The organism is Tundrisphaera lichenicola, assembly GCF_051175385.1.
In the GTDB taxonomy this organism is placed as follows: domain Bacteria; phylum Planctomycetota; class Planctomycetia; order Isosphaerales; family Isosphaeraceae; genus Tundrisphaera; species Tundrisphaera lichenicola.
Window position 1 is genome coordinate 2,752,503 of sequence record NZ_CP195106.1, and the last position, 25,028, is coordinate 2,777,530.

General features: G+C 66.3%; 17 protein-coding genes. 12 read left to right on the forward strand and 5 right to left on the reverse strand.

Features of this window, described 5'->3' with window-relative positions; genetic code table 11:
- Window positions 1-48: 48 nt before the first annotated feature.
- Entirely contained in the window at window positions 49-1,668 is a 1,620-nt protein-coding gene (locus P12x_RS10865; protein ID WP_435010884.1) for a DUF1549 domain-containing protein, read from the reverse strand.
- Between the two features lie 229 nt (window positions 1,669-1,897).
- Here P12x_RS10865 and P12x_RS10870 point away from each other — a divergent pair, with 229 nt between their 5' ends.
- Complete coding sequence (locus tag P12x_RS10870; protein ID WP_435010885.1) at window positions 1,898-2,587, forward strand: SGNH/GDSL hydrolase family protein; 690 nt, start codon at window positions 1,898-1,900, stop codon at window positions 2,585-2,587.
- Between the two features lie 6 nt (window positions 2,588-2,593).
- Here the strand turns inward: P12x_RS10870 and P12x_RS10875 are convergent, their stop codons facing one another.
- Complete coding sequence (locus tag P12x_RS10875) at window positions 2,594-5,344, reverse strand: protein kinase domain-containing protein (protein ID WP_435010886.1); 2,751 nt, start codon at window positions 5,342-5,344, stop codon at window positions 2,594-2,596.
- A gap of 89 nt (window positions 5,345-5,433) precedes the next feature.
- Entirely contained in the window at window positions 5,434-5,919 is a 486-nt protein-coding gene (locus tag P12x_RS10880; protein ID WP_435010887.1) for a peroxiredoxin, read from the reverse strand.
- Between the two features lie 274 nt (window positions 5,920-6,193).
- Between P12x_RS10880 and P12x_RS10885 the strand changes: the two genes are divergently transcribed.
- The 5 genes from P12x_RS10885 (at window position 6,194) to P12x_RS10905 (ending at window position 16,659) form a co-directional block, all read left to right on the forward strand.
- Window positions 6,194-9,319 carry a c-type cytochrome gene (locus P12x_RS10885; protein WP_435010888.1) on the forward strand — a complete coding sequence of 1,042 codons (3,126 nt, stop codon included), beginning with the start codon at window positions 6,194-6,196 and terminating at the stop codon, window positions 9,317-9,319.
- A 198-nt stretch (window positions 9,320-9,517) separates the two neighbouring features.
- Window positions 9,518-12,064, forward strand: coding sequence for a DUF1553 domain-containing protein (locus tag P12x_RS10890; protein WP_435010889.1), 2,547 nt, complete (start codon window positions 9,518-9,520; stop codon window positions 12,062-12,064).
- 18 nt (window positions 12,065-12,082) lie between these two features.
- Entirely contained in the window at window positions 12,083-13,504 is a 1,422-nt protein-coding gene (locus P12x_RS10895) for a DUF1501 domain-containing protein (protein ID WP_435010890.1), read from the forward strand.
- 525 nt (window positions 13,505-14,029) lie between these two features.
- The gene (locus P12x_RS10900; protein WP_435011662.1) at window positions 14,030-14,611 is read left to right on the forward strand and encodes a response regulator; all 582 of its coding nucleotides are present in this window, start codon (window positions 14,030-14,032) and stop codon (window positions 14,609-14,611) included.
- Window positions 14,612-14,658: 47 nt separating this feature from the next.
- Window positions 14,659-16,659 (forward strand): ATP-binding protein, encoded by a 2,001-nt coding sequence (locus P12x_RS10905; protein WP_435010891.1) that lies wholly within the window; start codon window positions 14,659-14,661, stop codon window positions 16,657-16,659.
- On the opposite strand, the gene P12x_RS10910 is transcribed toward P12x_RS10905, so the two are convergent.
- Complete coding sequence (locus tag P12x_RS10910; protein ID WP_435010892.1) at window positions 16,656-16,955, reverse strand: hypothetical protein; 300 nt, start codon at window positions 16,953-16,955, stop codon at window positions 16,656-16,658. The genes P12x_RS10905 and P12x_RS10910 overlap by 4 nt on opposite strands.
- Before the next feature lie 345 nt (window positions 16,956-17,300).
- Here P12x_RS10910 and P12x_RS10915 point away from each other — a divergent pair, with 345 nt between their 5' ends.
- Together P12x_RS10915 and P12x_RS10920 are read left to right on the forward strand one after the other, a co-directional pair.
- Window positions 17,301-18,011, forward strand: coding sequence for an FKBP-type peptidyl-prolyl cis-trans isomerase N-terminal domain-containing protein (locus tag P12x_RS10915; protein ID WP_435010893.1), 711 nt, complete (start codon window positions 17,301-17,303; stop codon window positions 18,009-18,011).
- Window positions 18,012-18,220: 209 nt separating this feature from the next.
- Entirely contained in the window at window positions 18,221-18,691 is a 471-nt protein-coding gene (locus P12x_RS10920; RefSeq protein WP_435010894.1) for a TIGR03067 domain-containing protein, read from the forward strand.
- Between the two features lie 7 nt (window positions 18,692-18,698).
- On the opposite strand, the gene P12x_RS10925 is transcribed toward P12x_RS10920, so the two are convergent.
- A complete protein-coding gene (locus P12x_RS10925) occupies window positions 18,699-19,595 on the reverse strand; it encodes a hypothetical protein (RefSeq protein ID WP_435010895.1) in 897 nt (298 codons plus the stop codon).
- Between the two features lie 381 nt (window positions 19,596-19,976).
- On the opposite strand from P12x_RS10925, the gene P12x_RS10930 reads away from it, so the two are divergent.
- The 4 genes from P12x_RS10930 (at window position 19,977) to P12x_RS10945 (ending at window position 24,949) form a co-directional block, all read left to right on the forward strand.
- Window positions 19,977-20,417, forward strand: coding sequence for a hypothetical protein (locus P12x_RS10930; RefSeq protein WP_435010896.1), 441 nt, complete (start codon window positions 19,977-19,979; stop codon window positions 20,415-20,417).
- Between the two features lie 399 nt (window positions 20,418-20,816).
- Entirely contained in the window at window positions 20,817-21,767 is a 951-nt protein-coding gene (locus P12x_RS10935) for a DUF1559 domain-containing protein (RefSeq protein WP_435010897.1), read from the forward strand.
- Complete coding sequence (locus tag P12x_RS10940) at window positions 21,751-22,197, forward strand: hypothetical protein (protein ID WP_435010898.1); 447 nt, start codon at window positions 21,751-21,753, stop codon at window positions 22,195-22,197. Before P12x_RS10935 ends, P12x_RS10940 begins: the two co-directional genes overlap by 17 nt.
- A 49-nt stretch (window positions 22,198-22,246) precedes the next feature.
- Window positions 22,247-24,949 carry a carboxymuconolactone decarboxylase family protein gene (locus tag P12x_RS10945; protein ID WP_435010899.1) on the forward strand — a complete coding sequence of 901 codons (2,703 nt, stop codon included), beginning with the start codon at window positions 22,247-22,249 and terminating at the stop codon, window positions 24,947-24,949.
- Window positions 24,950-25,028 lie beyond the last annotated feature (79 nt).

A 25,028-nucleotide genomic window follows, 5' to 3' on the forward strand; every position in this document is an offset into this window, starting at 1 on the left:
GGGATCACTTGGGATCGGGGGGAGGGGCGGTCGATCCTCCGGATCAGGTCAGTGATTGAACCGGAACTCGGCCCCATTGAGGAGGGCCCAGACCATCTGGCGGCAACCCTCGGCGGGGCGATCCTCGCGATGTTCCAGGAACGCGGCCAGGATGTCCAGCTCCTCGTCTTCGGGGGCTCGTGAGAGGATGTTCCGGACGGCCAGCTCGACCCGTTCTCGAGGGTCATCGATCCTGGCCAGGTGGGACACCAGGCGGTCGCCATCGTCGGCGAGCAGGCCGTCGAGCTTGTCGCCGTTGCTCATCAGGAGGGCCTCAGCGGCCCCAATCTGGTAATCCTCGCCGGGTCGGGCGATCGACCGGGCCAGGGTCCGGCCTCGATCGGCCAGCGGCTCGACCTTGGCGTCAACCTCTGCGAGCTTCGACTCGCCGGGCAGGGAGGCCGGATCGGTCGTGGCCACCCACATCGAGGCGGCGAGTTGGGTCGGGGTCAAGGCCCGAGGGGCCGCGACGGCGAAGAGCCGGGGGTCGACATAATCCGACTCCGCCCGCCCATCGCGGGCATAGGCTCGACTCAGGACCAGGCCCCGGGTGAGTCTCCGGAGGTCGTAGCCGTGGTCGATCACGTCGCGGGCCAGCCATTCCAGGAGTTCGGGGTGGGTCGGGGGGTTCTCCGAGTGCATCTGGTCGAGCGGCATGACCAGGCCCTGCCCGAAGAACCGATGCCAGACCCGGTTGGCGATCGACCGGGCGAAGAAATCCCGGCCGCCCGGCTCCAGGGCCACCTCGACCAGCTTGGCCCGGGCGCTGAACGCGGGGGGGGCGGGCCTTTCCTTCTTCTCCTTGGCCTCGTCGAGTCGCTTTTTCTCGGCCTTCTTGACCTCGTCGGGGGGGTCGATCGCCTCGGCGGGAATCTCGACCTCTTGGCCGGTCAGGAAGAGGAACCGCGCCGACTTCTCGGGGGCATCGATCGGGGTGAACTTGACCGACCCGAACCCCTTCTCGGCCACGAATTCGCCGATGAGGAAGGTCCGATCGAGGAACGACTTCATCCCGTAATAATGATCCTGCTTCCAGTCATCGACCAGCGGGTGGTCGTGGCACTTGGCGCAGCTCACGTTGACCCCGAAGAAGGCCGAGCTGACGTCGCTGGTCAATCGGTCGCCGTCCCTGGCCCGGGATCTGAGGAATTCGGCGCATCCCTTGAGGTCGGGCGTCGACTCGTCACCCGTCATGATCTCTCGGAAGATCCGATCCCAGGACCGATCCTCGCGGAAGGCGGCCAGGAGATAGTCGCGGAGGCTCCCCTTCACCCCCGCCATCAGTATATCATCGAACGAGTCGGCCTGATGCCGGGCGTAACCGGGCGAGGCCATCAGCCGGTCGACCAGCCGAACCCGCTTCTCGGGGTCGGTCGAATCGACGAAGGCTTGAACCTCGGCGATGGTCGGGACCCGGCCGATCAGGTCGAGGGTCAGGCGTCGAACGAACGTCGAATCGTCGGCCTCGCCGGCAGGTTTCACACCGGCCTCGACGACCCGAGCATCGACGTAATGGTCGACCGCTTCCTCGATCGGTCGATCGGGAGGCAAAAGCTCCCCGGACTCGGCGGGCTTCGCCCAGGCGGACGCGGCGGTCAAGATCGAGGCGAGTAGCATCGTCCGGATCATGGCAACCCTCGACTGGCCTCCCGCCACCGGCCGGCGGTCGTATCACGAGCAGACTCTCCAAACGATGTTAAACTACATCGGCTTGCCGGCAGAAGCTACAGGAATTTTTTGGACGAGGGGCGATTGACTTCCATCTGAGAACGGCAAAACGAGGCCTTCGGACCACCGATTCGATAAGATCGACCGGCCGAGCCTGGTCGGCGCGGATTCCGGACGAAGGAGGTGTGGCGTGAATCGCCGATTGCTCACGATCGCCTCGATGATCGCGATGGGGACCTGCCTCTCGGGTCCGAGCGACGGGCCGAAGGTGCACCGCGAGGACATCGAATGGCTCGACGTCTGGCTGCCCGATGCCAACTCGGACGACCTCCCGCGCGTCCTCCTGATCGGAGATTCGATCGCCCGGAGCTACGGGCCGGGGGTCGAGCAGGCCCTGAAGGGCCGGGCGTATGTCGCGAGGCTGGCGACCTCCAAGAGCGTCGGCGACCCCGCCCTCCTGGCCGAGATCTCGCTGGTCCTGGGCCAGTCGCGGTTCGACGTGGTCCACTTCAACAACGGATTGCACGGATTCGGATATACCGAGGACGACTATCGGGAGGCCTTCCCCGAGTTCCTGGAGGCCATCCGATCGGGGGCGAAGGACGCGAAGCGGATCTGGGCCAGCACCACGCCGATCCGCGACCGCGACCAGCTCAGCCGGTTCGACCCGAGGACCGACCGCGTCCGGGCCCGGAACCGGATCGCCGGCCGGATCGTCGAGGCCGAGAAGATCCCGGTCGACGACCTGTTCGGGCTGCTCGAAGGGCATCCGGAGTACCACGCCCTGGATGGCATCCATTTCAATGAGCGAGGGGTCGCGGCGCTCGTCGAACAGGTCACCAGTTCGATCCGGCCCGCCCTCCCGTCGAAGACTCGTTGAAGGCGCTCATCGGGGCACGACGCGTAGACCCGAGAGACGGTCATGCGGCCCGCACGAGGGGAAGACCAGGGCCAAGACAACGTAGACCGGCAGGCTTGCCACCGACACGAAGAAGGGAATCCATCGGGCCCAGTTCGGATTCGGAATCCGCCCCATCACGAACACCGAGGCGACCAGGAGGGCCGTCGGCGGGGCCCAGACCAGGAATGACCTCCAGGCACATCGCCACCGGGGGGCCGGCCTTCCATCCCACCGGACCAGGCCCAGCCCGGCCAACCGAAGCGAAAACCCGCCCTGGGTCAAGAAATCCCAGATGATCCAGACGATCGCCGGGATCGGGGCCAGCCAGGCCTCGAACATCATCGCGTTCTCGAATGGTGTGTTCGGCCCGAACAACCCCAGGGCGATCGGGACGCCGTCCTCGTCGAGCCAGGTCGTATTCAACAGCGCAAAGGTCCCGAGATAGAGCAGCGAGAGCCCGACCGAGACGAACAGGCTCATGATCCCGAGCCCCGTGGCCCTCGGGCCGATCCCGACCTCGGTGGGAAGGTTCCGGGACGTTTCGAGGTCGCTCCGGAAGGCGTCGACCGTGGTGTGGGCATCCTCCCCCCCCAGGAGCCGGCGGATCGTCTCCAGGGCGTGGAGCGGGACCGGGCTCCGGATCGCCTTCGGCTCATCGTTGCCCCGCCGTCGCCCCCCCTCCAGGGCCAGGGCGGCGGAGTGCCTGAGCAACGAAAGGGCCCGGGCATGGTCGGGAGCGTCGGAATCCCCGGCGACCGACAGGGAGTCGACCAGGATGGCCCGGCCGTCGGGCTGGACCCAGACCTGGTCGACCGTCAAGCCTACCGGGAGGGTCCCATCGGCGCAGGCGGCGGATAGCTCGTCGGCCATGTCCTCGAGGATGGGGCGGGCGTCGTGCCAGGAGAGCCCTTCCGGCCCGGCCAGGTCGGAAAGCGGACAGCCGGCCGGGGCGATGTAGGCATCCCAGCGCCCCTCGGACTGCTCGCCGCCGTCGAGCCATCGGGGGCGGGTGGCCCGCGTGACTTCGCGCCGGACCCACTCGGGCGCGGCGCTCCCCTTGGGTCGGAGCACAATCCAGACCTCGCGGCCGAGCGACGAGTCCTCCCCGGCGACAACCCGACGGTCGGCCTCCCAGCGGACCGCACCCCGGACCTTGTACGGGCCGACCGACTTCATCACGCCGATCGGCCGGGTCACGCTCCCTCGGTCGCGTCCGATGGCCCGACGGGCCTCCGCCGATCGGCGTCTCTCGGCCCGGGGCAGCTCCACCACCCGAGTTCCGGCGATCAGGTCATGCAGGCCCTGCGAACGCTTCTTCGTCCAGAACGGGAAGGCCATCAGGCTCACGCCGAGACATTCGAATACCAGCATCGCGAGTGACGAGGCTGGCGAAAGATGGTCCCAGGGCAGGTCCAGATAGGTGAACAGCTCGACGGGCAATTCTACCAGGGGATAGAACACCAAAGACCGGAGGCCACCCCGGGTCAGGCCGGCCCCTTCGCCGCACCCCTCGTCGGCGACTCTCAATCGGAGGAGCCGCTTCCCCGGCGTGCCGCCCCAGAGACCATCTCCGACCCCGAAATAGATCAGCCAGGCCATCGAGCCGATCGCGATCTTGATCCAGGGCGAGAGGGGCTCCAGGAACGTGAGCGGGAGCGTCAGGAGGCCGAGCACGAAGAGATCGAAGAGATAAGCCCCCACGCGTAGGACGGGCTTGGCCGGCGAGACGTGGCCGGGCAGGTAAGCAACGAGTGCCGCCCGGAGCTGGTCGAGATCGGCATATCGACGGTCCCGATCCCGCTCCAGGCCCTTGCGGATCGCGCGGTCGAGGCCGATCGGGACCTCGGGCCGCTTCTCGCGGGCCGAGGGGGCCGGGTCGGTGACGATCCTCGCCATCGTGGCCGAGGCGTCCCCACGGTCGAAGGGGGCACGGCCGGTCAGCAGGTAGAACAGCGTGGCGGCCGTCGAGTAGACGTCGGTCCGCCCGTCGAGCGTCTCGACCTTGATCTGCTCGGGCGAGGCATAGAGCGGAGTCCCCAGGAAGGAACCGCTCCGGGTCAGGTTGGCCGAGGTCGCCTGAGACTTGGAGAGCCCGAAGTCGCCGACCTTGACCCGACCTTCCCCGTCGAGGAAGCAATTCGAGGGCTTGACGTCGCGGTGGATCAGGCCGAGCCGGTGCGCCTCGCGGAGCCCCTCGATCACGTCGAGGATTTTCGCGACCGCATCGCCCACCGGGAGCTGTCCCGCCTTCTCGACGAGATCCTGCAAGGTGTCGCCGGTCATCAGCTCCATGGCGATGAACGGGCGGCCATCCTCGTCCTCGTCGGCCTCCAGGACGAACACACATCGGGGGTGGGCCAGGGTGCTGGCCAGCCGGCCCTCCAGGCGGAATCGCTCGACCGCGCCCTGCGAGTCGACGTACCCCGGCGCGATGATCTTCAGGGCCACCTTCCGGCCGACCCGGAGGTCCTCGGCCTCGTAGACCGTCCCCATCCCGCCCTTGCCGAGCTGACGGATCAGGCGGTAACCCTTGACCAGATCGGGGTCTCGGACGTTCGACCGAGGGCGCGGGACGAAGTCGATCGTCTCGTCTCCCCGGTGCGCCGGCGGCGGCGAAGCCTGGGTCTGGTCCGGGGCAGAATCAACCAGGGCCTGCCCGCAATAGCCGCAGAAGGAGGGCTGGTCGCCGCTGTATTGCAGCACGCGAGAACAGCGGACGCACGACACTTGCGGCATGACCGATCGGCCCCCGAGAGATCGAACATCCATCGGGTTTACCGACTTCCGGTGACCCTGACAAGGCGACTCCCACCGTTGGCCCCCCGTCACCCGGGGGCGACTGCTCCCGGACCGCGTAATTCGCGGAGGGCTTTGAGCGTCTCGCGGACATGCCCGGAAGGGCGGAACTGCGACGAGTAGACGTTCCGGACGACTCCTTCCCGGTCAATCAGGTAAGTCACCCGCCCCGGGATCAACCCGAGCGTCTTCGGGACCCCATACCGAGCCCGGAGCGAGCCATCGGAGTCGGTCAAGAGCGGAAACGGCAGCCGGTGCTTGCCGGCGAACGCCCGATGCTCCCCGGCCGGGTCCGCGCTGACCCCGATGACCACGGCCCCCGCATCCAGGAAGTCTTCATAACTATCGCGAAACGAACAGGCTTCGGCCGTGCAAGCCGGCGAGTCGTCCTTCGGATAGAAGAACAGGACCACCTCCGACTTCCCCCGATAAGCCGCCAGGTGGATCACCTCGCCCTGGGCCGAGGTCATCGTGAAATCCGGGGCCGGATCGCCCTCTCGAACGCTCGAGGCCATGGGAACGCACTCCACCGGAGAGGATCGGGACGCCCGAGCAGCACCTGACGGGATCAATCTTCCCGATTATTGTAGGTCGGTTTCAACTCAAGGCTAGATCGGGCGAGAGGTCCGGGATTCCTCGGCTGGATCTCGGACCGATCGGACTCGTTCCCAACCCGCCAGGTACTGGTAGCCACCCGGACAGTTGATGGCGAACGGGTTACCGAATTGGTAAAACGAATGTTGAGCCCCCACCTAGATCGCCCGAACGACGCGATCCCCGGAGATCGACATGCCGTTTGCCACTTCCCGACGATCGTCGGCCCGTTCGACCTGGACGTTCCTGGCCATGTTGGTCGGGACCAGCACCTGTTTCGCCGACGGGAACGTCTTCACCCAGAAGCCCGAGGTCGCCGAGGCCCGGACCCGAGGCGAGTCCGCCAGCCCTACCCCTCCCGTCGCGATCCCTGGTCGCACCGAGCTGGGCAAGGGGCCGGCCCCGACCTGGATCTGGGGGAGCAACCCCGACTCCGCCTATGTCCTCCGCAAGGAGTTCCCCGGCGGGTCGAAGGCCGCCCGACTCCTGGCGACGGCCGACAACCGGATGACCGTGTACGTCAACGGGAAGAAGGTGGCTTCGAGCGACTCGTGGCAGGAACCGGTGGAGGTGGACGTCCAGGACAAGCTCGTCCCGGGCAGGAATGAGCTGGCGGTCGAGGTCGCCAACGAGGGCGGGATCTCCGCCTTCGCGCTGAAGCTGGCCCTGATCTCGCCCGAAGGGGAGGCCCGGTACGTCGTCTCGGACCCCTCCTGGCTGGCGATCCGGCGCGATACCAAGGCGATGGCCCCGCTCCGGTCATTCGGGACGATGGGCGTGGCTCCCTGGGGCGACGTCTTCACCGAGTCGCTGACCCAGCCCTCCAGCTCGGCTCGCGGCGTGTTCGAGGTCCCCTCGGGATTCCAGGTCGAGCGGCTTTTCACGGTCCCCCGCGAGGAACTGGGCTCTTGGGTCGCGATCGCCTTCGACGACAAGGGACGCCTGATCGCCAGCGACCAGGACGACAAGGGGCTCTGCCGGATCACCCTGCCCCCCCTCGGGAGCGACGCCCCAACCCGGGTCGAACGGCTCGGGCTGGCGATCACCTCCGCCCAGGGGATCCTCCACGCCTTCGGGCATCTGTACCTCTCGGTCAACGGCGGCCCCGGGAGCGGGCTCTACCGGGCGACCGACACCGACGGCGACGACCAGTACGACAAGCTCGAAAAGCTGGCCACATTTGAAGGGGGCGGCGAGCACGGCCCGCATGCCTTGCGGCTCTCGCCCGACGGGAAGTCGATCTACGTGGTCGCCGGGAACCACACCCTCCCCCCCTCGAAGATCGACGCCAGCCGGGTCCCGCAAAACTGGGCCGAAGATCACCTCCTGCCTCGGCAGTGGGACGCCAATGGACACGCCCGAGGAATCCTCGCACCCGGAGGATGGGTCGCGAAGACCGACCCCGACGGCAAGACCTGGGAGGTCGTCAGCATCGGCTACCGGAATAGCTACGACATGGCCTTCAACGCCGATGGCGAGCTATTCGTCTACGACGCCGACATGGAGTGGGACTACGGGATGCCCTGGTATCGCCCGACCCGCGTCAGTCACTCCCCGAGCGGGTCGGAATTCGGCTGGCGGAGCGGGACCGGCAAGTGGCCCGCCTATTATGCGGATAGCCTGCCCGCGATCGTCGACGTCGGACCGGGCTCACCCGTCGGCGTGACGTTCGGCTACGGCCTGAAGTTCCCCGCGAAGTACCAGAAGGCCCTGTACATCTGCGACTGGACCTTCGGCACGATGTACGCGATCCATGCAAAGCCCTCCGGCTCCTCCTACACGGCCACCAAGGAGGAGTTCCTGTCGAGGCCCCCCCTGCCCCTCACCGACAACGCGGTCGGCCCTGACGGGGCTCTCTACTTCACGATCGGCGGGCGAGGGACGCAGTCCGAGCTGTTCCGGGTGACCTACCACGGGGCCAAGTCGACCGAGCCGGTGGAGCTTCATGACGCCGAGTTCGCCGACCTCCGGGCACTCCGCCATCGCCTCGAATCCTATCACCAGAAGTCCGACGACCCCGCCGGGGCCGTGGCCTTCGCCTATCCGTTTCTCGGCCACGAGGACCGGACGATTCGCTACGCCGCTCGGGTCGCTCTGGAGCATCAGGACGCGAAGCTCTGGGCGGAGAAAGTCCTGGCCGAGCACGACCCGGAGACCCTGATCACCGGGGCCATCGCCCTGGCCCGTCAGGGCGACAAGTCGCTCGAGCCCCGCCTGATCGAAGCGCTCGAACGGCTCGATCCGGGGTCGCTCCCCGAAAGTCGGCTGCTCGAATGGCTCCGGGCCTTGCAACTCACCTTCATTCGGATGGGCGAGCCCGACCCGGCCACCGGCGCCCGGCTGGCCAGCAAGCTCGACGCGGTCTTTCCCGGACCGAGCGACCCGGCGAATCGCGAGCTGGCCTCGCTCCTGGTCTATCTGAAAGCACCCGGGATCGCCGGCAAGCTGCTCGCCTTGATGGAGAAGGGGGACGCCTCCAGTTCCGAGGAGATGTCGGACCTCCTGGCCCGGAACCCGGGCTACGGGGGGACGATCGCCAAGATGATGACCAACCGGCCCGAGGCCACCAACATCCATTACGCCTTCGTCCTCCGGAACCTCCGCGAAGGATGGACGCCAGACCAGCGCAAGGCTTATTTCCAGTGGCTCGACAAGGCCCGAGGCTGGTCCGGTGGGGCGAGCTATCTCGGGTTCATCAACAACATCGATAAGGACGCCTTCGAGAACGCCTCCGAGGCCGAACGCCTGGCCGTCGAGGCGGCCGGGGCTCGCAAGCCCTATCAGGTCAAGGAGTTGCCCAAGCCCAACGGGCCTGGACACGAGTGGACGCTCGCCGAACTCCTCCCGATGGTCGACGAGAGCCGATCGGGCCGCGACTTCGCCGCCGGCCAGAAGGCATTCGCCGCCGCCCGGTGTGTCCTCTGCCATCGGTTCGCCGGCGAAGGCGGGGCGACCGGCCCCGACCTGACCCAGGCCGCCGGCCGATTCGCCTTCAAGGATCTGGCCGAGGCCACCCTCGAACCGAGCAAGGTCGTCTCCGACCAGTATCGGGCCTCGACCATCGCCACCAGTGCCGGCAAGGTCTTCAGCGGCCGGGTCGTCGGCGAGTCGAAGGACAAGCTGACCGTCCTGATCGACCCCGAGGACTCGACCAAGGTCGTCGACATCCCCCGAGGTGAGATCGAGGAGATGAAGCCCTCGGAGGTCTCCTTGATGCCCGAGAAGCTCCTCGATCCGCTCGGCCGGGATGAGATCCTGGATCTCTTCGCCTATATCCTCTCGCGAGGCGATGCCAACGACCCGGTTTTCAAGAAGAAGTGATTGTTTCTATAATCGGTTGTGCCTCTCGGGCCCGCTCCCCCGGGTCCGAGGTCGGTGTCTTGTATCGCTCCAGCTCAGGAATCGCCCCGAGGCCGACCGGATCGGTCCGCCGCGGACGCGACGCAACGACTCGACACGCAGGCACTCGCTCCGGGGGGAATCTGGTCCGTCGACCGTCACGAAGCGAGGTGGCCCCTGATGCGAAGTCCCGTCGTCCCGGCCTTGTTCCTGATCGCGTGGTTCTCGTGCCCCTCGTCGGCCCGATCTGACGACCCGCCACGTCCTCCCGCGCCCCAGGGTCGGGTCGATTTCCGATCGCAGATCCAACCCATCCTCCAAACGCGTTGCCTGAACTGCCACGCCAAGGGGAAGTATAAGGGCGGCCTCTCGATGGAATCCCGCGAGGCCATCCTCCGGGGGGGCGAGAGTGGGGCGGCCGCCGTCCCCGGCAAGGCGGCCGAGAGCCTGATCGTCGAGCTCGTCGCCGGGCTCGACCCCGTCCGGCGGATGCCCGACAAGGGCGACCCGCTGACGCCCGGAGAGGTCGGCCTGATCCGAGCCTGGGTCGACCAGGGGCTGGCCTGGCCCGAGGAGATCACCTTCGGGTTCCGGAAGGCCTCGATCGCGCCCCGGACGCCCGAAGTTCCCGCCTCGCCGAAGGGCCTGGATCTCAAGCATCCGATCGACCGCTTCATCGCCGCACACCTGGACGAGCACGGGACCTCGATCGGCTGGGAGACCGTCCCCAACCCGACGTTCGCCCGGAGGGCGTCGCTCGACCTCGTCGGCCTGATCCCGACCGTCGATCAGCAATTGCTCCTCGATGAGAACCCTCATGAAGATCGGTATCGGAATTTGGTCCGGAGCCTGCTCGACGACGGCCGAGGGTACGCCGATCACTGGCTGACCTTCTGGAACGACGCGCTCCGGAACAGCTACCGGGGGACCGGATTCATCGATGACGGTCGAACCACGATCACCCGCTGGCTTTACCGCTCGCTCCTGGAAAACAAGCCGTATGATCAGTTCACCCGCGAATTGATCAGCCCGGTCCCCGGCTCGGAGGGGTTCACCAAGGGGATCGTCTGGCGAGGGGTCGTCAACGCCAGCCAGACACCGCCGGTCCAGGCCGCCCAGAATATCTCGCAGGTCTTCCTCGGCACCAACCTGAAGTGTGCCAGCTGTCACGACAGCTTCGTAAACTACTGGAAGCTGGACGACGCCTACGCCCTGGCCGGCGTCTTCTCCGAGAAGCCTCCCGAGATCAACCGCTGCGACAAGCCAACCGGCAAGATCGCCCAGGTTGGATTCATCTATCCCGAGCTGGGGCAGATCGATGCCAGGGCCCCCCGGGCCGAGCGGATGAAGCAGCTCGCCGAGATCCTGGTGAAGCCCGAGGATGGCCGATTCGCGCGAACGATCGTCAACCGGCTCTGGGCCCAGATGATGGGCCGTGGGATCGTCGAACCGCTGGACGACATGGACCAGCCGGCCTGGAGCCAGGATCTCCTGGACTGGCTCGCCGCCGACTTCGTCGCGAATGGTCACGACCTGAAGCACACCCTCGAACTGATCGCCACGTCGAAGGCCTACCGACTCCCCTCGGAGGGAGTGGCCGACCCCAACGACCGATCCGCTTACATCTTCCGAGGACCCTTGATCCGGAGGATGACCGCCGAGCAGTTCGCCGACGCGGTCTCGACCGTCACCGGGGTCTGGCCCGAGGTCTCCGGCGATATGGTCAAGGCGGACGGGCGAGGCCAGGGTGGGCAGGTCGCCGCGGCCCGCGCGGCGGTCGCCGCATCGGCCGAGAAGCAGGTGGGCGACCATCCCGAACCGCCCCGGGTCGAGGCCCGGTGGATCTGGAGTCACGCCGACGCCGCCCGAGATCCCGGAGGCCGGATCCTGGTCCGCAAGGTGATCCAGCTCGACAAGGTTCCGACCTCGGCCCTGGCCGTCGCCACCTGCGACAATGAGGTCGTCCTCTACGTCAACGGCAAGAAGGTCGGTCAGAGTGCCGAGTGGACCAATCCGATTTCGGCCGAAGTCTCCCGGCATCTGAAGGTCGGCGAGAACGTCATCGCCCTGGAGGCGACCAACTGGCCCGATCCCGAGAATGGCAAGGGGACCCAGATCAAGGGGACCAACCCCGCGGGCCTGATCGCCTGGGTCGGAGGGTTCGACGATGGCCGACCGGCCTGGGGTTTCGGGACCGACGCGACCTGGCTCTGGGCCGAGAAGGCCCCCAAAAGCTGGATGACCGAGGCCGAGCAGTCGGGGAGCTGGAAGCACTCGGCCGAGTTGCCCGGTGCCGAGGGGATCTACGGGGGCCAGGTGAACCTCCAGGCGGTCGTCGCCCGTTCCGGCGCGGTGGATGACGGCTCCGAGATCCGGGCGGCCCTGAACTTCGACGACCCGCTCATGTCGGCCCTGGGCCGGACCAGCCGCGAGCAGGTGGTCACCCGCCGCGATCCGATCGCCACGACCCTCCAGGCCCTGGAACTGACCAACGGCTCGACCCTCGACGCCAAGCTTAAGCGAGGCGCGACGCTCTGGATCGAGAAGCACGGTCGGGATCCCGAGGCCCTGGTCCGTCAACTGTTCCTAATCGCCCTCGGACGATCCGTCACCCCCGACGAACTCGACGCCGCCCGCGAGTTAATCGGCTCGCCCGCCACACCCGAAGGGGTCCAGGATCTCCTCTGGGCCGTCGCCATGTTGCCCGAATTCCAGCTCATCGACTGACCGGAGGAGAACCCCATCATGACCCCGAACCGACGCGACTTCCTGAAGACCGCCGGAGCGGCGACCCTCGGGTCGATGGCCGGCGCGGCCCCCCGACTCCTCCAGGCCGACGACATCGATCGAGCCCGATCCCGGGCCAAGGCCGATTCCGTGATCGTCCTCTGGATGGGCGGCGGGATGGCCCACACCGAGACGTTCGACCCCAAACGTCACACCCCCTATGAGTCGGGGATGAAGGCCGCCGACGTCTGCAGCACCTTCCCCTCGGCCCCGACCGTCGTCGACGGGATTCGGTTCAGCGAGGGGCTCGAATCGATCGGCAAGGTGATGGACCGGGGGACCCTGATCCGGACCCACGTCGCGGCCGACCTCGGCTCGATCCTCCATTCCCGGCACCAGTACCACTGGCACACCGGCTACGAGCCCCCAGTCAACGTCGCCGCGCCCCACCTCGGCGCCTGGATCGCGCATGCCCTGGGTCCCAGAAACCCCGCGATGCCCGCCTACATCGATATCGGCCAGCGCTACGACGGCAACGGCGAGTCCGAAGAGCTTCGGGCCTTCCAAACCGGCGGCGTCCTCGGCTCCGAGTTCGGCCCCTTCCGGATCCCCGATCCGGTCGACGCCGTCGCTTCCGTCCGCCCCCCCGCCGGGATGACCCTCGCCCGATTCCGGGCCCGGCGCAAGACTTACGAAAAACTCCTGATGTCCAGCCCCAAGGTCCGTGAAGGGTCCGACTACCAGCGAGAGTCGCTGGTCCGGTCACTCGACAATGCCGACCGGCTCCTCAACTCCGAGGCCGCCCAGGCCTTCGACCTGTCGCGCGAGCCCAAGGCCAGCCACGATACCTACAACACCGGCCGGTTCGGCCTCGGCTGCCTCCTGGCCCGCCGGCTGGTCGAATCCGGCGCCCGATACGTCGAGGTCACGACCGAGTACATCCCCTTCTTCAACTGGGACACCCACGACAACGGCCACACCCGGCTCCGCGACATGAAGCGCCAGATCGACGCCCCGATCGCCCGACTGGTGCTCGACCTGGAGGAACGCGGGATGCTCGACCGGACCCTCATCGTCCTGGCCAGCGAGTTCAGCCGATCGGTCCTGATCGAAGGGAAGGCCGAGAAGCGAGTCCCCGACCAGGTGGTCCAGCCCGACACGATCACCAGCCTGGTCAACTTCGGCCACCACCGACATTTCACCGGGGCGGGGTCGGTCCTCCTGTTCGGCGGAGGGGTCAAGAAGGGCTTCACCTACGGCGAGACGGCCGACGAGATGCCCTGCACCACCATCAAGGACCCCGTCACCGTGCCGGATCTCCACGCCACGATTCACCACCTCCTGGGGACCTCCCCAAAGTACGGGATCGTGACCGAGGAACGCCCCTTCTACGTCACCAAGGACGGCAAGGGAACGCCGGTCGAAGGAGTAATCGCGTAGGGCCAAGCGTCCCTAACCCATCTCGAGCCGCTTTCGCGGGTCGAGCGAAGTGAGCCCCAAACCACGTCATTTGATGGTTTGTGGGACGTCGCTTCGCTCGACCCGACTTTATTTTCTTCTTGCAATATTTACAACCGCGAGTCATCGAAGAGACATAAGGCCGATCGAATTGGCACCTTGGGCCTTTTGAACGGGTCTCGAAGGGACCGTATTCTGGGCGGTTCAACAGGGTAGGCATTCGGGTTGACAGGATAGGTAGGTATCCTATAATTGGCACTGTTGGCAATTCTGGTAAACCTGATAGCTTTCACCGAGTTTACCAGTTATGGTCAATGTACCAGCGTGACGCTACCAGCATAGATCGTGGGGACCGTGTCATCCGACCGGTTTTACCACGCGAATCAAACCGCGTTCGAGATGGGCGTCCGGCGAGAAGTTTCCCCCATGGATCGGGACTTGCCGGAAAGCTTGGAAGAGCGTCGCGATGCCCAGACGCTCGCACGACGGGATGGGGCGTACCCGACCATGAAGACAGTGTTCACTACCGGCGAGGCCGCCAAGATCTGCAAGGTGAGTCAGCAGACGATCATTCGCTGCTTCGACTCGGGGCAGCTCAAGGGGTTCCGCGTCCCCGGTTCGCGATTTCGCCGGATACCCCGTGAGGCGCTCTATCGCTTCATGAAGGAAAATGGTATCCCGACCGACGCGCTCGAGAGCGGGCGGCGGCGGATCCTGATTGTTGACGACGACCAGGCGGTCGTCGACCTAATCCTCGACGTCCTGGCCGGTGATGCCAGGTTCGAGACCAAGTACGTCAACAACGGCTTCGGCGCCGGGATGCTCGCCAAGGAGTATCATCCCGACTTGATCATCCTCGATGTGATGCTGCCGGACATCAACGGGCAGGCGGTCTGCGAGCTGATTCGTGCCGACCCGACGATGGCCGACATCAAGATCATCTGCATCTCCGGGATGATCGAGGAGGACAAGATCGCCGAACTCCGGACCTCCGGCGCCGACGATTTTCTGAACAAGCCCCTCGACATCGATGAACTGATACGCCGCGTCTGCCGACTGTTGGATATAGAGACCGGCCCGACCGGTTGAACTTATCCGCGATCCGGATCGCCGCCGACGGGAAGGAGCCCGGCTCGGTGCCAGCCACACCCGTCCTCGATCTCGGACCCCGGGGCCTCCGCCGGACCCTCGCTCGGCTGGAGGGGCTCCCGATGCGCCCCGCATCGGCGAGGCTCGTCCTCGCCCGGGCCGATGACGACGATACCGCCCCGGATCGGACTCTCGATGGGTCGCGCCTCCCCTCGGTGATCGAGACCGATCCCGCCTGGGCCCTGGTCCGCGCCCGATCGAGCAACCGGCCCGTCGACCCGTTGATCGCGCTGGCGGAGCACCGATGGTGGCCGACCTCGGCCGCCTCCGATCCCTCCGGCGAAGCCCTGGGACGACTCTGGAAATTCTCGACCGCCGTGGCCTTCGCCGCCCGACGACTCGCCCGCGAGGCGAGCCTCGATGACCCGGATGCCTTCGCCCGTGCGGGCCTGCTCCACGGGCTGGGGCTCTGGGCGCTGGCCGCCGTCGTGCCCGACCGGCTGGCGGAGTGGTTCGCCACGTCGGATCCCGTCGATCGTCGGGCCCTGGAGTTCCGCTGGCTGGAAACCGAGGCCTCGAACCTGGGGCGGGACCTTGCCGAAGCCTGGGGCTGCGAGCCCCTGGTCGTCGACGCCGCCTGGCTCCACGCCGACCTGGAAGGCGACCTGGGCGCCTGCTCGAACGAGCCCACACGGCTCGCCCTGATCCAGAAGGCGTTCGCCCTGGCCCGTCGGACCCCCTGGGCTCCCGGGGCGGAGGACTCGCGCGAACACGGGCCCGGCGACCCGAGGGTCAAGATCCTCACCGCCGAGGTTCAGTCGCGATGCGGGGGAAACTTCGTCGACCCCGACGCCACGGCCCGCGAGGAACGGCTGACCCGCGACAATGCCCGGCTCCGCCGAACCGTCGCCCGTCTCCAGGTTGAGCACGCCTCAAACGATCGGTTCGTCCGGGCGGTCGCCGAGTCCTCCCCGACCGAGAACCCCGAGACCTGGGCCGAGCGGGCCGGCCTCGCCCTTTGCGGCGAGCCGGGCGTGGCCTCCGCGCGAGTGGACTGGTCGGGCACCGGATCGAGCGAACCGACCTCGACCGAAAGCCCCCCGAACCCGGTCATCCTGACGCTGGGCGACCCTCAACGTCCCTCCGCGACGATCCATCTCGGTCGAACCTCGAACGGAATCGAACCCCCGCCGACCCTCGAAGCCTGGGATGCCTGGGCCAGGGCGATCGACGAGCGGGCTCGCCTTCGATCTCGAATCGACGAACTGGTTTCCGCCCATCGGGGAAGGCTCGACCGCGAGGGGCCGGCTCGCCGGAAAGCGAAGCTAGACGCCCTGGCCGAGTTCGCCGCCGGTGCGGGTCATGAGCTGAATAACCCCCTGGCCGTCGTCCTGGGCCGGGCCCAGCTCCTGATGTCCCGAGAGGACGACCCCGAGGCGATTCGTTCGCTCCGGGCGATCATCACCCAGGCCCAGCGAGCCCACCGGATCCTCCGCGACCTGATGTATGTGGCACGGCCGCCCGAGCCTCGGCCTCGTCCCTGCATTCCCGAAGAAATCGTCCGAAACTGCCTCCGGGACCTCCAGACCGAGGCCGAGGCCCGAGGCGTCCGGATCGTCTCCGAGGCCCGAGAGCCCGGCTCGAAGGTCTGGGCCGATCCCGACCCCCTCCGACAGATCGCCGATATCCTCGTCCGGAACGCGCTGGAGGCCACTCCGGTCGGAGGATCGGTGCGGTTCGTCGCCGGCTCCGACGGCAAGACCCTCCGGTGGTCGGTCCACGACACCGGACACGGGATCGGCGCCACCGAAGGCATGCACCTCCTCGACCCGTTCTATTGCGGTCGACAGGCGGGACGTGGGCTTGGCCTCGGATTACCGAGGGCCGCCCGGATCGTCGAACAGGTGGGGGGCGACCTCCGATGGCAGTCGGTCCCGGGACACGGGACCACCTTCCACGTGTCGTACCCGATCGCAGAGATTCCCCCAACGCTGGATGAAGATCGGCCCGCGGTGGTCATTCCCCCACGGGCCCTGCCAGTCCGCTAGGCAGTCACTGCTCGCGAATTCATCGTATCGGCGATTTCGTGACAGTCGCCGCAGAGGAACGTCACGTTCAAGGGTTCGTCATAATCCCAGTGATGCCGCTCCAGTCGTTGGCGGCGACGACACCAGGAACAACAATGAGGGCGGTCGATCAGGCCGAGTTGTTCGGCCAGGGCCGCGGCGTATCGAGCCGCTCGCGTCCTGATCCGGCGGGGCCTCAGAAGATCGGCGCTGATCTCCAGATGGCGACGAAGACGGGCGAACTTGGCGTGCTGACGGTTCCGACGAACCTTTTTCATGGCACGTTACCCGAATGTGTCCTGGAAGCCCTTTCTCATGACGCGCGATGTGACGGTTTCCATTCCCTTGGCGGAGTCCGGCGAGGAGCATCCGATTCTGGTCCTGGCTCTTCCCGATTTCCCCAACATCTCCATCTTACGGCAAAAATCGGACCGAGTCCAAATTTAACAAGGGATCAATCGGACCGGAACAGGAGGAAATGCATTCAAGCATTTAACGTCGTGCGAATGGCAACCAGGGCCCGGCCCGGCCGGGTCTAGGCTGGGCATTCGATTTGTGTAGAATATTTGCTACAGCCGGCGGTCGTCCGCGGCAGGAGGATTGGCTTAACGCAAGGACATCCGATGAAGATCGCGACGCTCGCCACCCTGGGAATTGGATTGTTGATCGGCTCGACGATGGCCTGGGCGCAAGACCCGGCGGCCAAGGGCGAGTCGGAGTTGAAGACCGTCGACCAGAAGGCCGCCTACGCCATCGGGCTGAATATGGGCAAGCAGATGAAGAAGCAGGGGATCGCCCTCGACCCCGAGCTTCTGCTGAAGGGCCTCAGGGATGGCCTGGCCGACAAGGCCGCCCTGACCGATGCGCAGATGGAAGAGGTCATGCAGGCCTTCGGTCAGCAGATGCAGGCCAAGGCCGCCGCGGCCGCGTCGGGGATTGCCGAGAAGAGCCTCAAGGAAGGCCAGGCGTTCCTCGCGGCCAACAAGGCCAAGCCTGGCGTCCAGACCCTGCCCAGCGGGCTCCAGTACAAGGTGATCAAGGAAGGGACCGGCAAAAGCCCCAAGCTTGATGACACCGTGGTCGCCCACTACGAAGGGACCCTGATCGACGGGACCATCTTCGACAGCTCGATCAAGCGGGGCGAGCCCGCCGAGTTCCCCGTCAGCGGCGTCATCAAGGGTTGGACAGAGATCCTTCAGAAGATGAAGGTCGGCGCGAAGTATCAGGTCTTCATCCCCTCGGACCTCGCTTACGGTGCCAACCCGCGGCCGGGTGGCCCCATCAAGCCGAACGACGCGTTGATCTTCGATATCGAACTGATCGACGTGAAGTAAACCGGTCGGATCGGATCGGGCCTCGCGACGGATCGCGGGGCCAACACTCTCGGCAACCGACACCCCTTCGGGCAATCAATCAAATCCCGACATTGCCGATCGACAATGAAATTTCCCAGCGATCGATTACGATTTGAGCCGATAAACTAAGGACAGAAAGCAGACCCGGAACAGGGTCGGTTTTTGAGGGGGAACACCGGGAGGTTCTCATGCGTCGTGAATTGATGGCGTTGGTCGCGGCGGTCGCGGTCCTGGGTTCAGGCGCGGCTCCCGACGAGGTGGGCGACCTGAACCGACTCCAGGGTCAATGGGAAGCTTCGGTCGGACGCCGAAAGGAGTTCGTGGTGTCGCTGGAGGTCAAGGGGTCGGAGGTCTCGGCGACGATCACGCCGAAGATTGGCCCCAAGGTCAAGGCTAACGGTCAGTTGGAGCTCGACGAGTCGGCCAGTCCCCGCTCCCTCGACTGGGTCAAATTCTCGACCGCGGATGGAACCGAGGTCCCGACTTTGCACGCCATCTACCGGCTTGATGGGGAGAAGTTAATTATCCGGAGCGGCGGCTTCAACGACGATCGGCCCAAGGTGTTCGAAAAGGGTGGCGAGGGCTGCTGGACCGATGTCCTGGTTTTCAACCGCCCCGAATCGGCCTCAAAGACGACGCCGACCTCCTCGGATCGCTGAAGATCGTTCAGGGAAGGTCGCTCAGCGGTAGAAACCGGAACCGGAGGCCAGACCAGCTGGCCTCACTCTCGGCATCGAGATTGGCCTGGGCCAGCCGAGCGGCCGTGTTGGGGAGATTCGACTCTCGATCGAAGAGAAGGGCCGGCAGGGCAGGCTTCGCGGCGTCGAGATCCTCGATGGTCAAGGGAATAGCGTCGGCCAGTCGGCCCAGGACCGTCCGGAGCCGAATGAGTGACGGGTCCGCCTGGCGGTCGAAGGCCAGTCGGAGCAGGATCGGTAGCTCGAACTGACTGATCCAGACGCCCCACGAGCCGGCCGGCAGGTCATCCAACCGGACCCACCCGCTTCTCGCGACCGCCGACCAGGGTTGGCCCGGCTCCCAGACCGCCACCTGGACAGCTTGCCCCTCCATGGCCAGGACCGGCAATGAACCGTCTCCCACCGTGACCGATCGCGTCGGCCCCTCGGGAGATTCCCCGATCGACAGCCGTCCTCCCGGGGCGCGAACGACCAGCCTGGTATCCCAGGGCAGGACATCGGCGATCGAAACCCAGCCGATCGGCCTCCGGTTCCCGATTCGAACATGAGTGGGCGGGCCGGGCTCGGGCCAGGTGTCGTAGACATCCACGAACATCCGACGGTCGATCGTCTCGGAGGTCGGGCCGTTCGGTCGACCTGTCACGGGCGTCTCGTCGCGGAGCAAGAGCGCCCGACGGATGATCGGCCCGGCGACCACCCGAGGCCGGGGCGAACTGGGGACCGGCGGCCCTTCGAGAACCCGTCGAGCCCGAACCGCCATTTCGGCCCGCCAATCGCTCGACCACTCGGCCCCCTTCCAGACGAGCAGGCCGACGAGGACCAGGGCCACCAGGCTCGGCAATGGGTAGCGGATCGGCGGGAGCATGAGACCTCGCGATGATTGGATGAGCTTGAGACCTGATCCCGATTCCAATCCTATCGAGCGAGCTTGCCCTGCCGCGAGCCCCGGCCCGGATCGTGGAGGGCCGGCCCGCAGGTACTGGAGGATCGATCGAGCTCGCCGAGACACACCCCAGGACCGTCCCGATCCGGAGGGCCGCCGATCCCGGCAACGATCGACGGCGATGCCCGTTGGAGGGAGAAGCCCAAAATCAGCGAAGGCGAGGTTCCAGGCCCTTGCTCGCCCCGGCGCTTTCGAGTAGCTTTTGAATCAAGTCCAATCCAATCGGTCGAACTCACGATCATTAAACTTGTTGTTCCTTCTATACTCGCGACCCTCTCGCGAGTGCCTCGATCTGGTGGCGTGATGAACTCCGCACCTCCTGGTCGATCGACGACAACCTTCGCCGGTGCGTTCCTGACGCTCCTGGCCTGGATCGTCGTCGCTCCCCAGGCGGCCCGTTCCGAATGTTCATCCCACTATCTACCGACCATCTCGCTCTCGATCGGCTCCGAGGCCCCCAACCTCGGCGGATTGACGTCCTCCTTCGAGGTCGCCGAGATCCCCGATCGGCCGAAGCCCTGTACCGGGGAGATGTGCTCGGGACGACCGACAGTGCCGCTCTCACCGGCGCCGATCGAGGTCTACCGCGTCGGATCCTGGGCAATCCTCGTGGTGACGACACGGGTCACCGAGCCTGATCCCCAGGAGGGTCGCTTCGACCTAGTCGAAGACCGACCGATCGATTCACCCGCTCCCATCTTCCATCCCCCTCGACCCTCGCGGTCCCTCCTCCCCTCCCCTTGAACCGACCCGATTCGAACGGCCCCCAATCCTCGCGTCGACGAGCATCGCGTCGACGGGCGTGATCGATCTCGCCCCAGGTCCACCGGCATGAGCCGGGCGAAAACCGGGCCGAAGTCGCGACCTCTGCCCATCGACATTTGGTGCCCACGACCAGGTTGAACTCGTCCCGTCAGGTGGCATCGCCTCGCCTGGATCGCCGAGATGCGCCCGGACTGGCCGCATGCCGGCGAACTGAGGAGTCTTGCGGGCCACCCCTCGCGGGGTCGCGAGATCGGATCGTCGACGACATTGGCGGGCCTCCGCGCGCCATCGGCCGAAATCCCGACCAATTACAACACAAAAACGCATCACGTTTTTCATTTTCATACGTCCTAAATCCCGCATCGGGAGGTTCGTCTCATGCATCATCGTCGCCCGGGTTTCACGCTGATCGAGCTGCTGGTGGTGATCGCGATCATCGCCGTTTTGATCGCGCTGCTCCTGCCGGCGGTCCAGGCGGCCCGCGAGGCCGCCCGACGCTCGCAGTGCGTCAATAACCTGAAGCAGATCGGGATCGCGATCCACAACTACCACGACCAACTCGGCACGCTTCCTGGCGCCTATCTCGACTACAACGTCACGAAATTCTCGGCGCTCAGCATGATGCTCCCTCAGCTGGAGCAATCGCCGCTGTCCAACGCGCTGAACTATTCGCTCGCCTACTCCGACGCATCCAACAGCACGGTCCTGATGGCCGACGTCAGCACCTTCATCTGCCCGTCGGACCTGGCCAACCCGATCCGTGCCCGGGGTTCGCAGACCAACTACATGGCCGACATGGGGAGCTGGATCGTCTGGCAATCCGCCACCGGGCCGAATGCCAATCTGCCCGGCCCCAACGGCACGTTCTTCGGCAACAGCTCGACCCGATTCGCCGCGATCACCGATGGCCTCTCGAACACGGGCTTTTTCAGCGAACGCGTGATGGCCGACGGGAGCAACGCCATCGTCAGCCCCCAGAGCGACGTCTTCTTCTCGCCCGCCACGCCCACGACGCTGAACGACGCGGTCGCCCAATGCCAGGCCGTGAACATCAATGACCTGGCCAGCCAGTTCCCGCTGTTCATGGGGGCTCCCTGGGTCAACGGTCAGCACGTCTTCCAGCACGTCACGCCGCCGAACTCCCGCTCTTGCGGCTTCTTCACCGCCCTCCGCGCGTCGATGCCACCCAGCAGCCGTCACCCGGGCGGGGTCAACCTCCTGATGGGCGATGGCTCGGTCCGGTTCATCAAGAACTCCATCAACCTGACCCCCTGGCGAGCCCTGGGGACCATCGGCGGCTGGGAGGTTATCAGTGCCGACTCCCTCTGATCGGAGCCCTCAGACGACCCTCATCCCTCGTCCCTTCGAGCGGGCTGCCCGTCGATCGAAGATGCTCACGCTATTCATCCTCACATCCGCTCTCCTCGCGGGCTGTGGCGGCTCGGGCGGTGCTCCGCCCGTCGACCCGTCCCGTGCCCGCGAGGCGTTGAAGACCACGCTGGAGAGCTGGAAGAAGGGGGACAAGATCGGCGCCCTCCGAGAGGCCTCTCCGCCGATCGTGGCCCAGGACTTCGACTGGATGGGCGGGCACGAACTCCTGGACTACGAGGTCACGAGCGAGGGCCAGGACGACGACGCGAATCTCCGGATTCCCGTGAAGCTGAAGCTCCGGACGCCCCAGGGCAAGGAGATCACCAAGAGCGTCTCCTACGTCGTGGGGACCAGCCCATCGCTCACCGTCTTCCGTGACTTCCTCTGACGACCCGGAATTCCATCACACAACCGCGCGAACAACACAGGATTCCATAATGTCGCAATACGCTCAATTGACCCTGCTGGGGCTGCTCCTCGGGGCGGTCTGCCTCCCGGCCGTCGCGAGGGTCACGCCGCGTCCCGGAGGCGACGGGATTGCCGAACTCCTGCCCGACGAAGCGGCCTGGCGACGACTCCCGGCGCCGACCCGAGGGGGTGGCCAGCCGCTGCCATCCTGGGCCCGGATGATCGCCGCCGATCTGCCGAAGAGCACGGCGGCCCTGCTCGAGCTCGACCTGGCCCAGAGGACCAGGAGCCCGGTCGATCCCAAGCTGCGTGCCTCGATGCGCTGGGTCGCCGCCCACGCCAACCGATGTAACTATGCCGAGTCCTATGCGGAGGCCGACGCGCGGCGAGCTGGCCTCGCCGACGAGAAGCTCAAAGCCCTCGCGATCGAGGGCCAACCCGGCTGGTCCGAGGCCGATCGACGGGCCCTGGAATTCGCCCGGAAGATGACCCTCGATTCCGACTCGGTGACCGACGAGGAGTTCGCCGCGATCGTCCGAGATCATGGCGAGAATCAGGCCGCATCGATGGTACTTCTCATGGCCTACGCCAACTTCCAGGATCGGCTGCTCCTCTGCCTCGATGCCCCGATCGAACCCGATGGGCCATTGGCACCGCTCGACGTTGCCTTCGACCCGGCCTCGTACACGACTCGGACGGTCCCGCCACCGCCCCTAAGCAAGTCACCCTTGCCCGAACCCACCGGTCGAGACCAGGTCACTGACGACCCCGAATGGGCCGCGGCATCGTTCGAGAAGCTCCAGGCCCGACTCGAGGCCCAGCGACAAAAGCCCACCCGCCTGAGGATCCCGGCCTGGGACGAGGTCACCCGCAACCTGCCTCCCGGCCTGATGAATCGCGGGAGTGAGATCATCTGGTATCGGATCGTCTTCGGCTACGCCCCCGAGCTGGCCGTTCCGTTCGAGATCTTCATGAGGACCGCCGGGGCCGAGGCCGCCCCGAAGTATGACCGCATCTTCGCCCAGGGCCTGTTCTGGGTGACGACCAAGGCCGTGAAATGCCCGTATTGCATGGGGCACTGCGAGATGAACTGGGAGGTCTCCGGGCTGACCCGGGACGAGATCGCCCGGCGGAGCCGCCTGCTGGCCGGCGATGACTGGTCGAGCTTTCCCCCGGCCGAGCAACATGCCTACGCCTTCGCCCGGAAACTGGCCGTCGCGCCGTGGTCGATCTCGGACGAGGACCGGAATCGCCTCGCGAGTGACTTCGGGGCCGATCGTGCCTTGATCGTGATGCTGAACACTAGCCGATATCACTACATGACGCGGATCTCCAACGGCTTCCAGCTCCGGCTGGAGCGTGAAAACGTCTTCTATGACTTCTACAACACCAAACCTCCGGCCAGGTCCGCAGGTGGTGAGATTCAGAAAGTTGGTGGTCCCGTCGCGCTCCTGAACGATGATGACTGCTGGAAGCGCATGCCGGAGACGGTGGCAGGCGGTGGCCAGCCCCTGCCGAGCTGGGCCAGGGCGGTGGCCGGCCGGATGCCACGGACTGCCGCGGCGATGCTCGAGCTCGACCTGGCCCAGAGGACCAGGAGTCCGCTCGACCCATCCCTCCGTGCCAAGATGCGATGGGTGATCGCCCGGGCCAACCGGTGCGATTACTCCCAGGCGTATGCCCTCGCCGACCTCAGGCGGGCCGGGGCCGACGAGGCGACCGTCCAGGTCCTGACCGGTGACCCGGCCGACTGGCCCGAGGCCGATCGCGAGCCGCTCGAATTCGCCCGGCTCCACACGGTAGACGCCCCGACGATCCCCGACCCACTGTTCGCCAGGCTCCGCGAGCGATTCGGCGACAAGGGCGTTGCGTCGATGGTCCTCCTCGGGGCCTACGGCAATTTCCAGGACCGGATCGTCCTGGGTCTACAACTCCCGATCGAGCCCGGCGGGCCGCTCGCGCCGCTGGATGTGAAGTTCGTCGCGGGAGCATTCCAGTCGATTCCGATCCTCCCGGATCAAGCCGAACCGCCGGGGCTGCTCACCTCGGGGCGGACGGTCGTGGACCGCGACCCCGAGTGGTCGGACCTCTCCTACGAAGCCCTTCAATCCCGACTCGAGGGGCAGCGAGACCGGACCCCGAGGCTTCCGATCCCGTCCTGGGACGAGGTGAAGAAAGGCCTTCCGCCGGCGATCGCCGCGAGGCCAACCCGGATCGTATGGAACCTCGTCTGCTCCGGGTACGTCCCCGAACTGGCGGTCCCCTGGAGCGTCTCGACGCGGACGATGTGGGTCGAGACCAAACCCGACCGGGTCTTCGAAGAGAGTCTCTTCTGGATCCAGACCCGCGCCATTCGCTGCAACTATTGCATGGGGCATTGCGAGATGCTCCTGGAAGTGGCCGGACTCGACAAGGACGCGATTGCCGAACGGACCCGGCGACTGGCCAGCGACGACTGGTCGGCCTTCCCGCCGGCCGAACAGCGGGCCTATGCCTATGCTCGGAAGCTGACCAAGACGCCCTGGGAACTCACCGAGGCCGACTACAAGGGGCTTGAAAGCGACCTCGGCCCTGAGCGAGCGATGGCTACTTTCTGGTGGCTCTGCCGCGGACTCTACATGACGCGAGTCTCCGACGGTTTCCAGCTTCCCCTGGAACGCGAGAATGTTTTCCAGGACTTCTACGCCAATCGACCAGCGCCAGAGGCCAAGGAGCCGACCCGGAAGCCTTGAGGCGGATCGTCCTGGTGGCCCGCGCGTCCTTCCGACGCGCGCCACCCGAGCGACCGACTCGGACACGGACTCGGCCTTT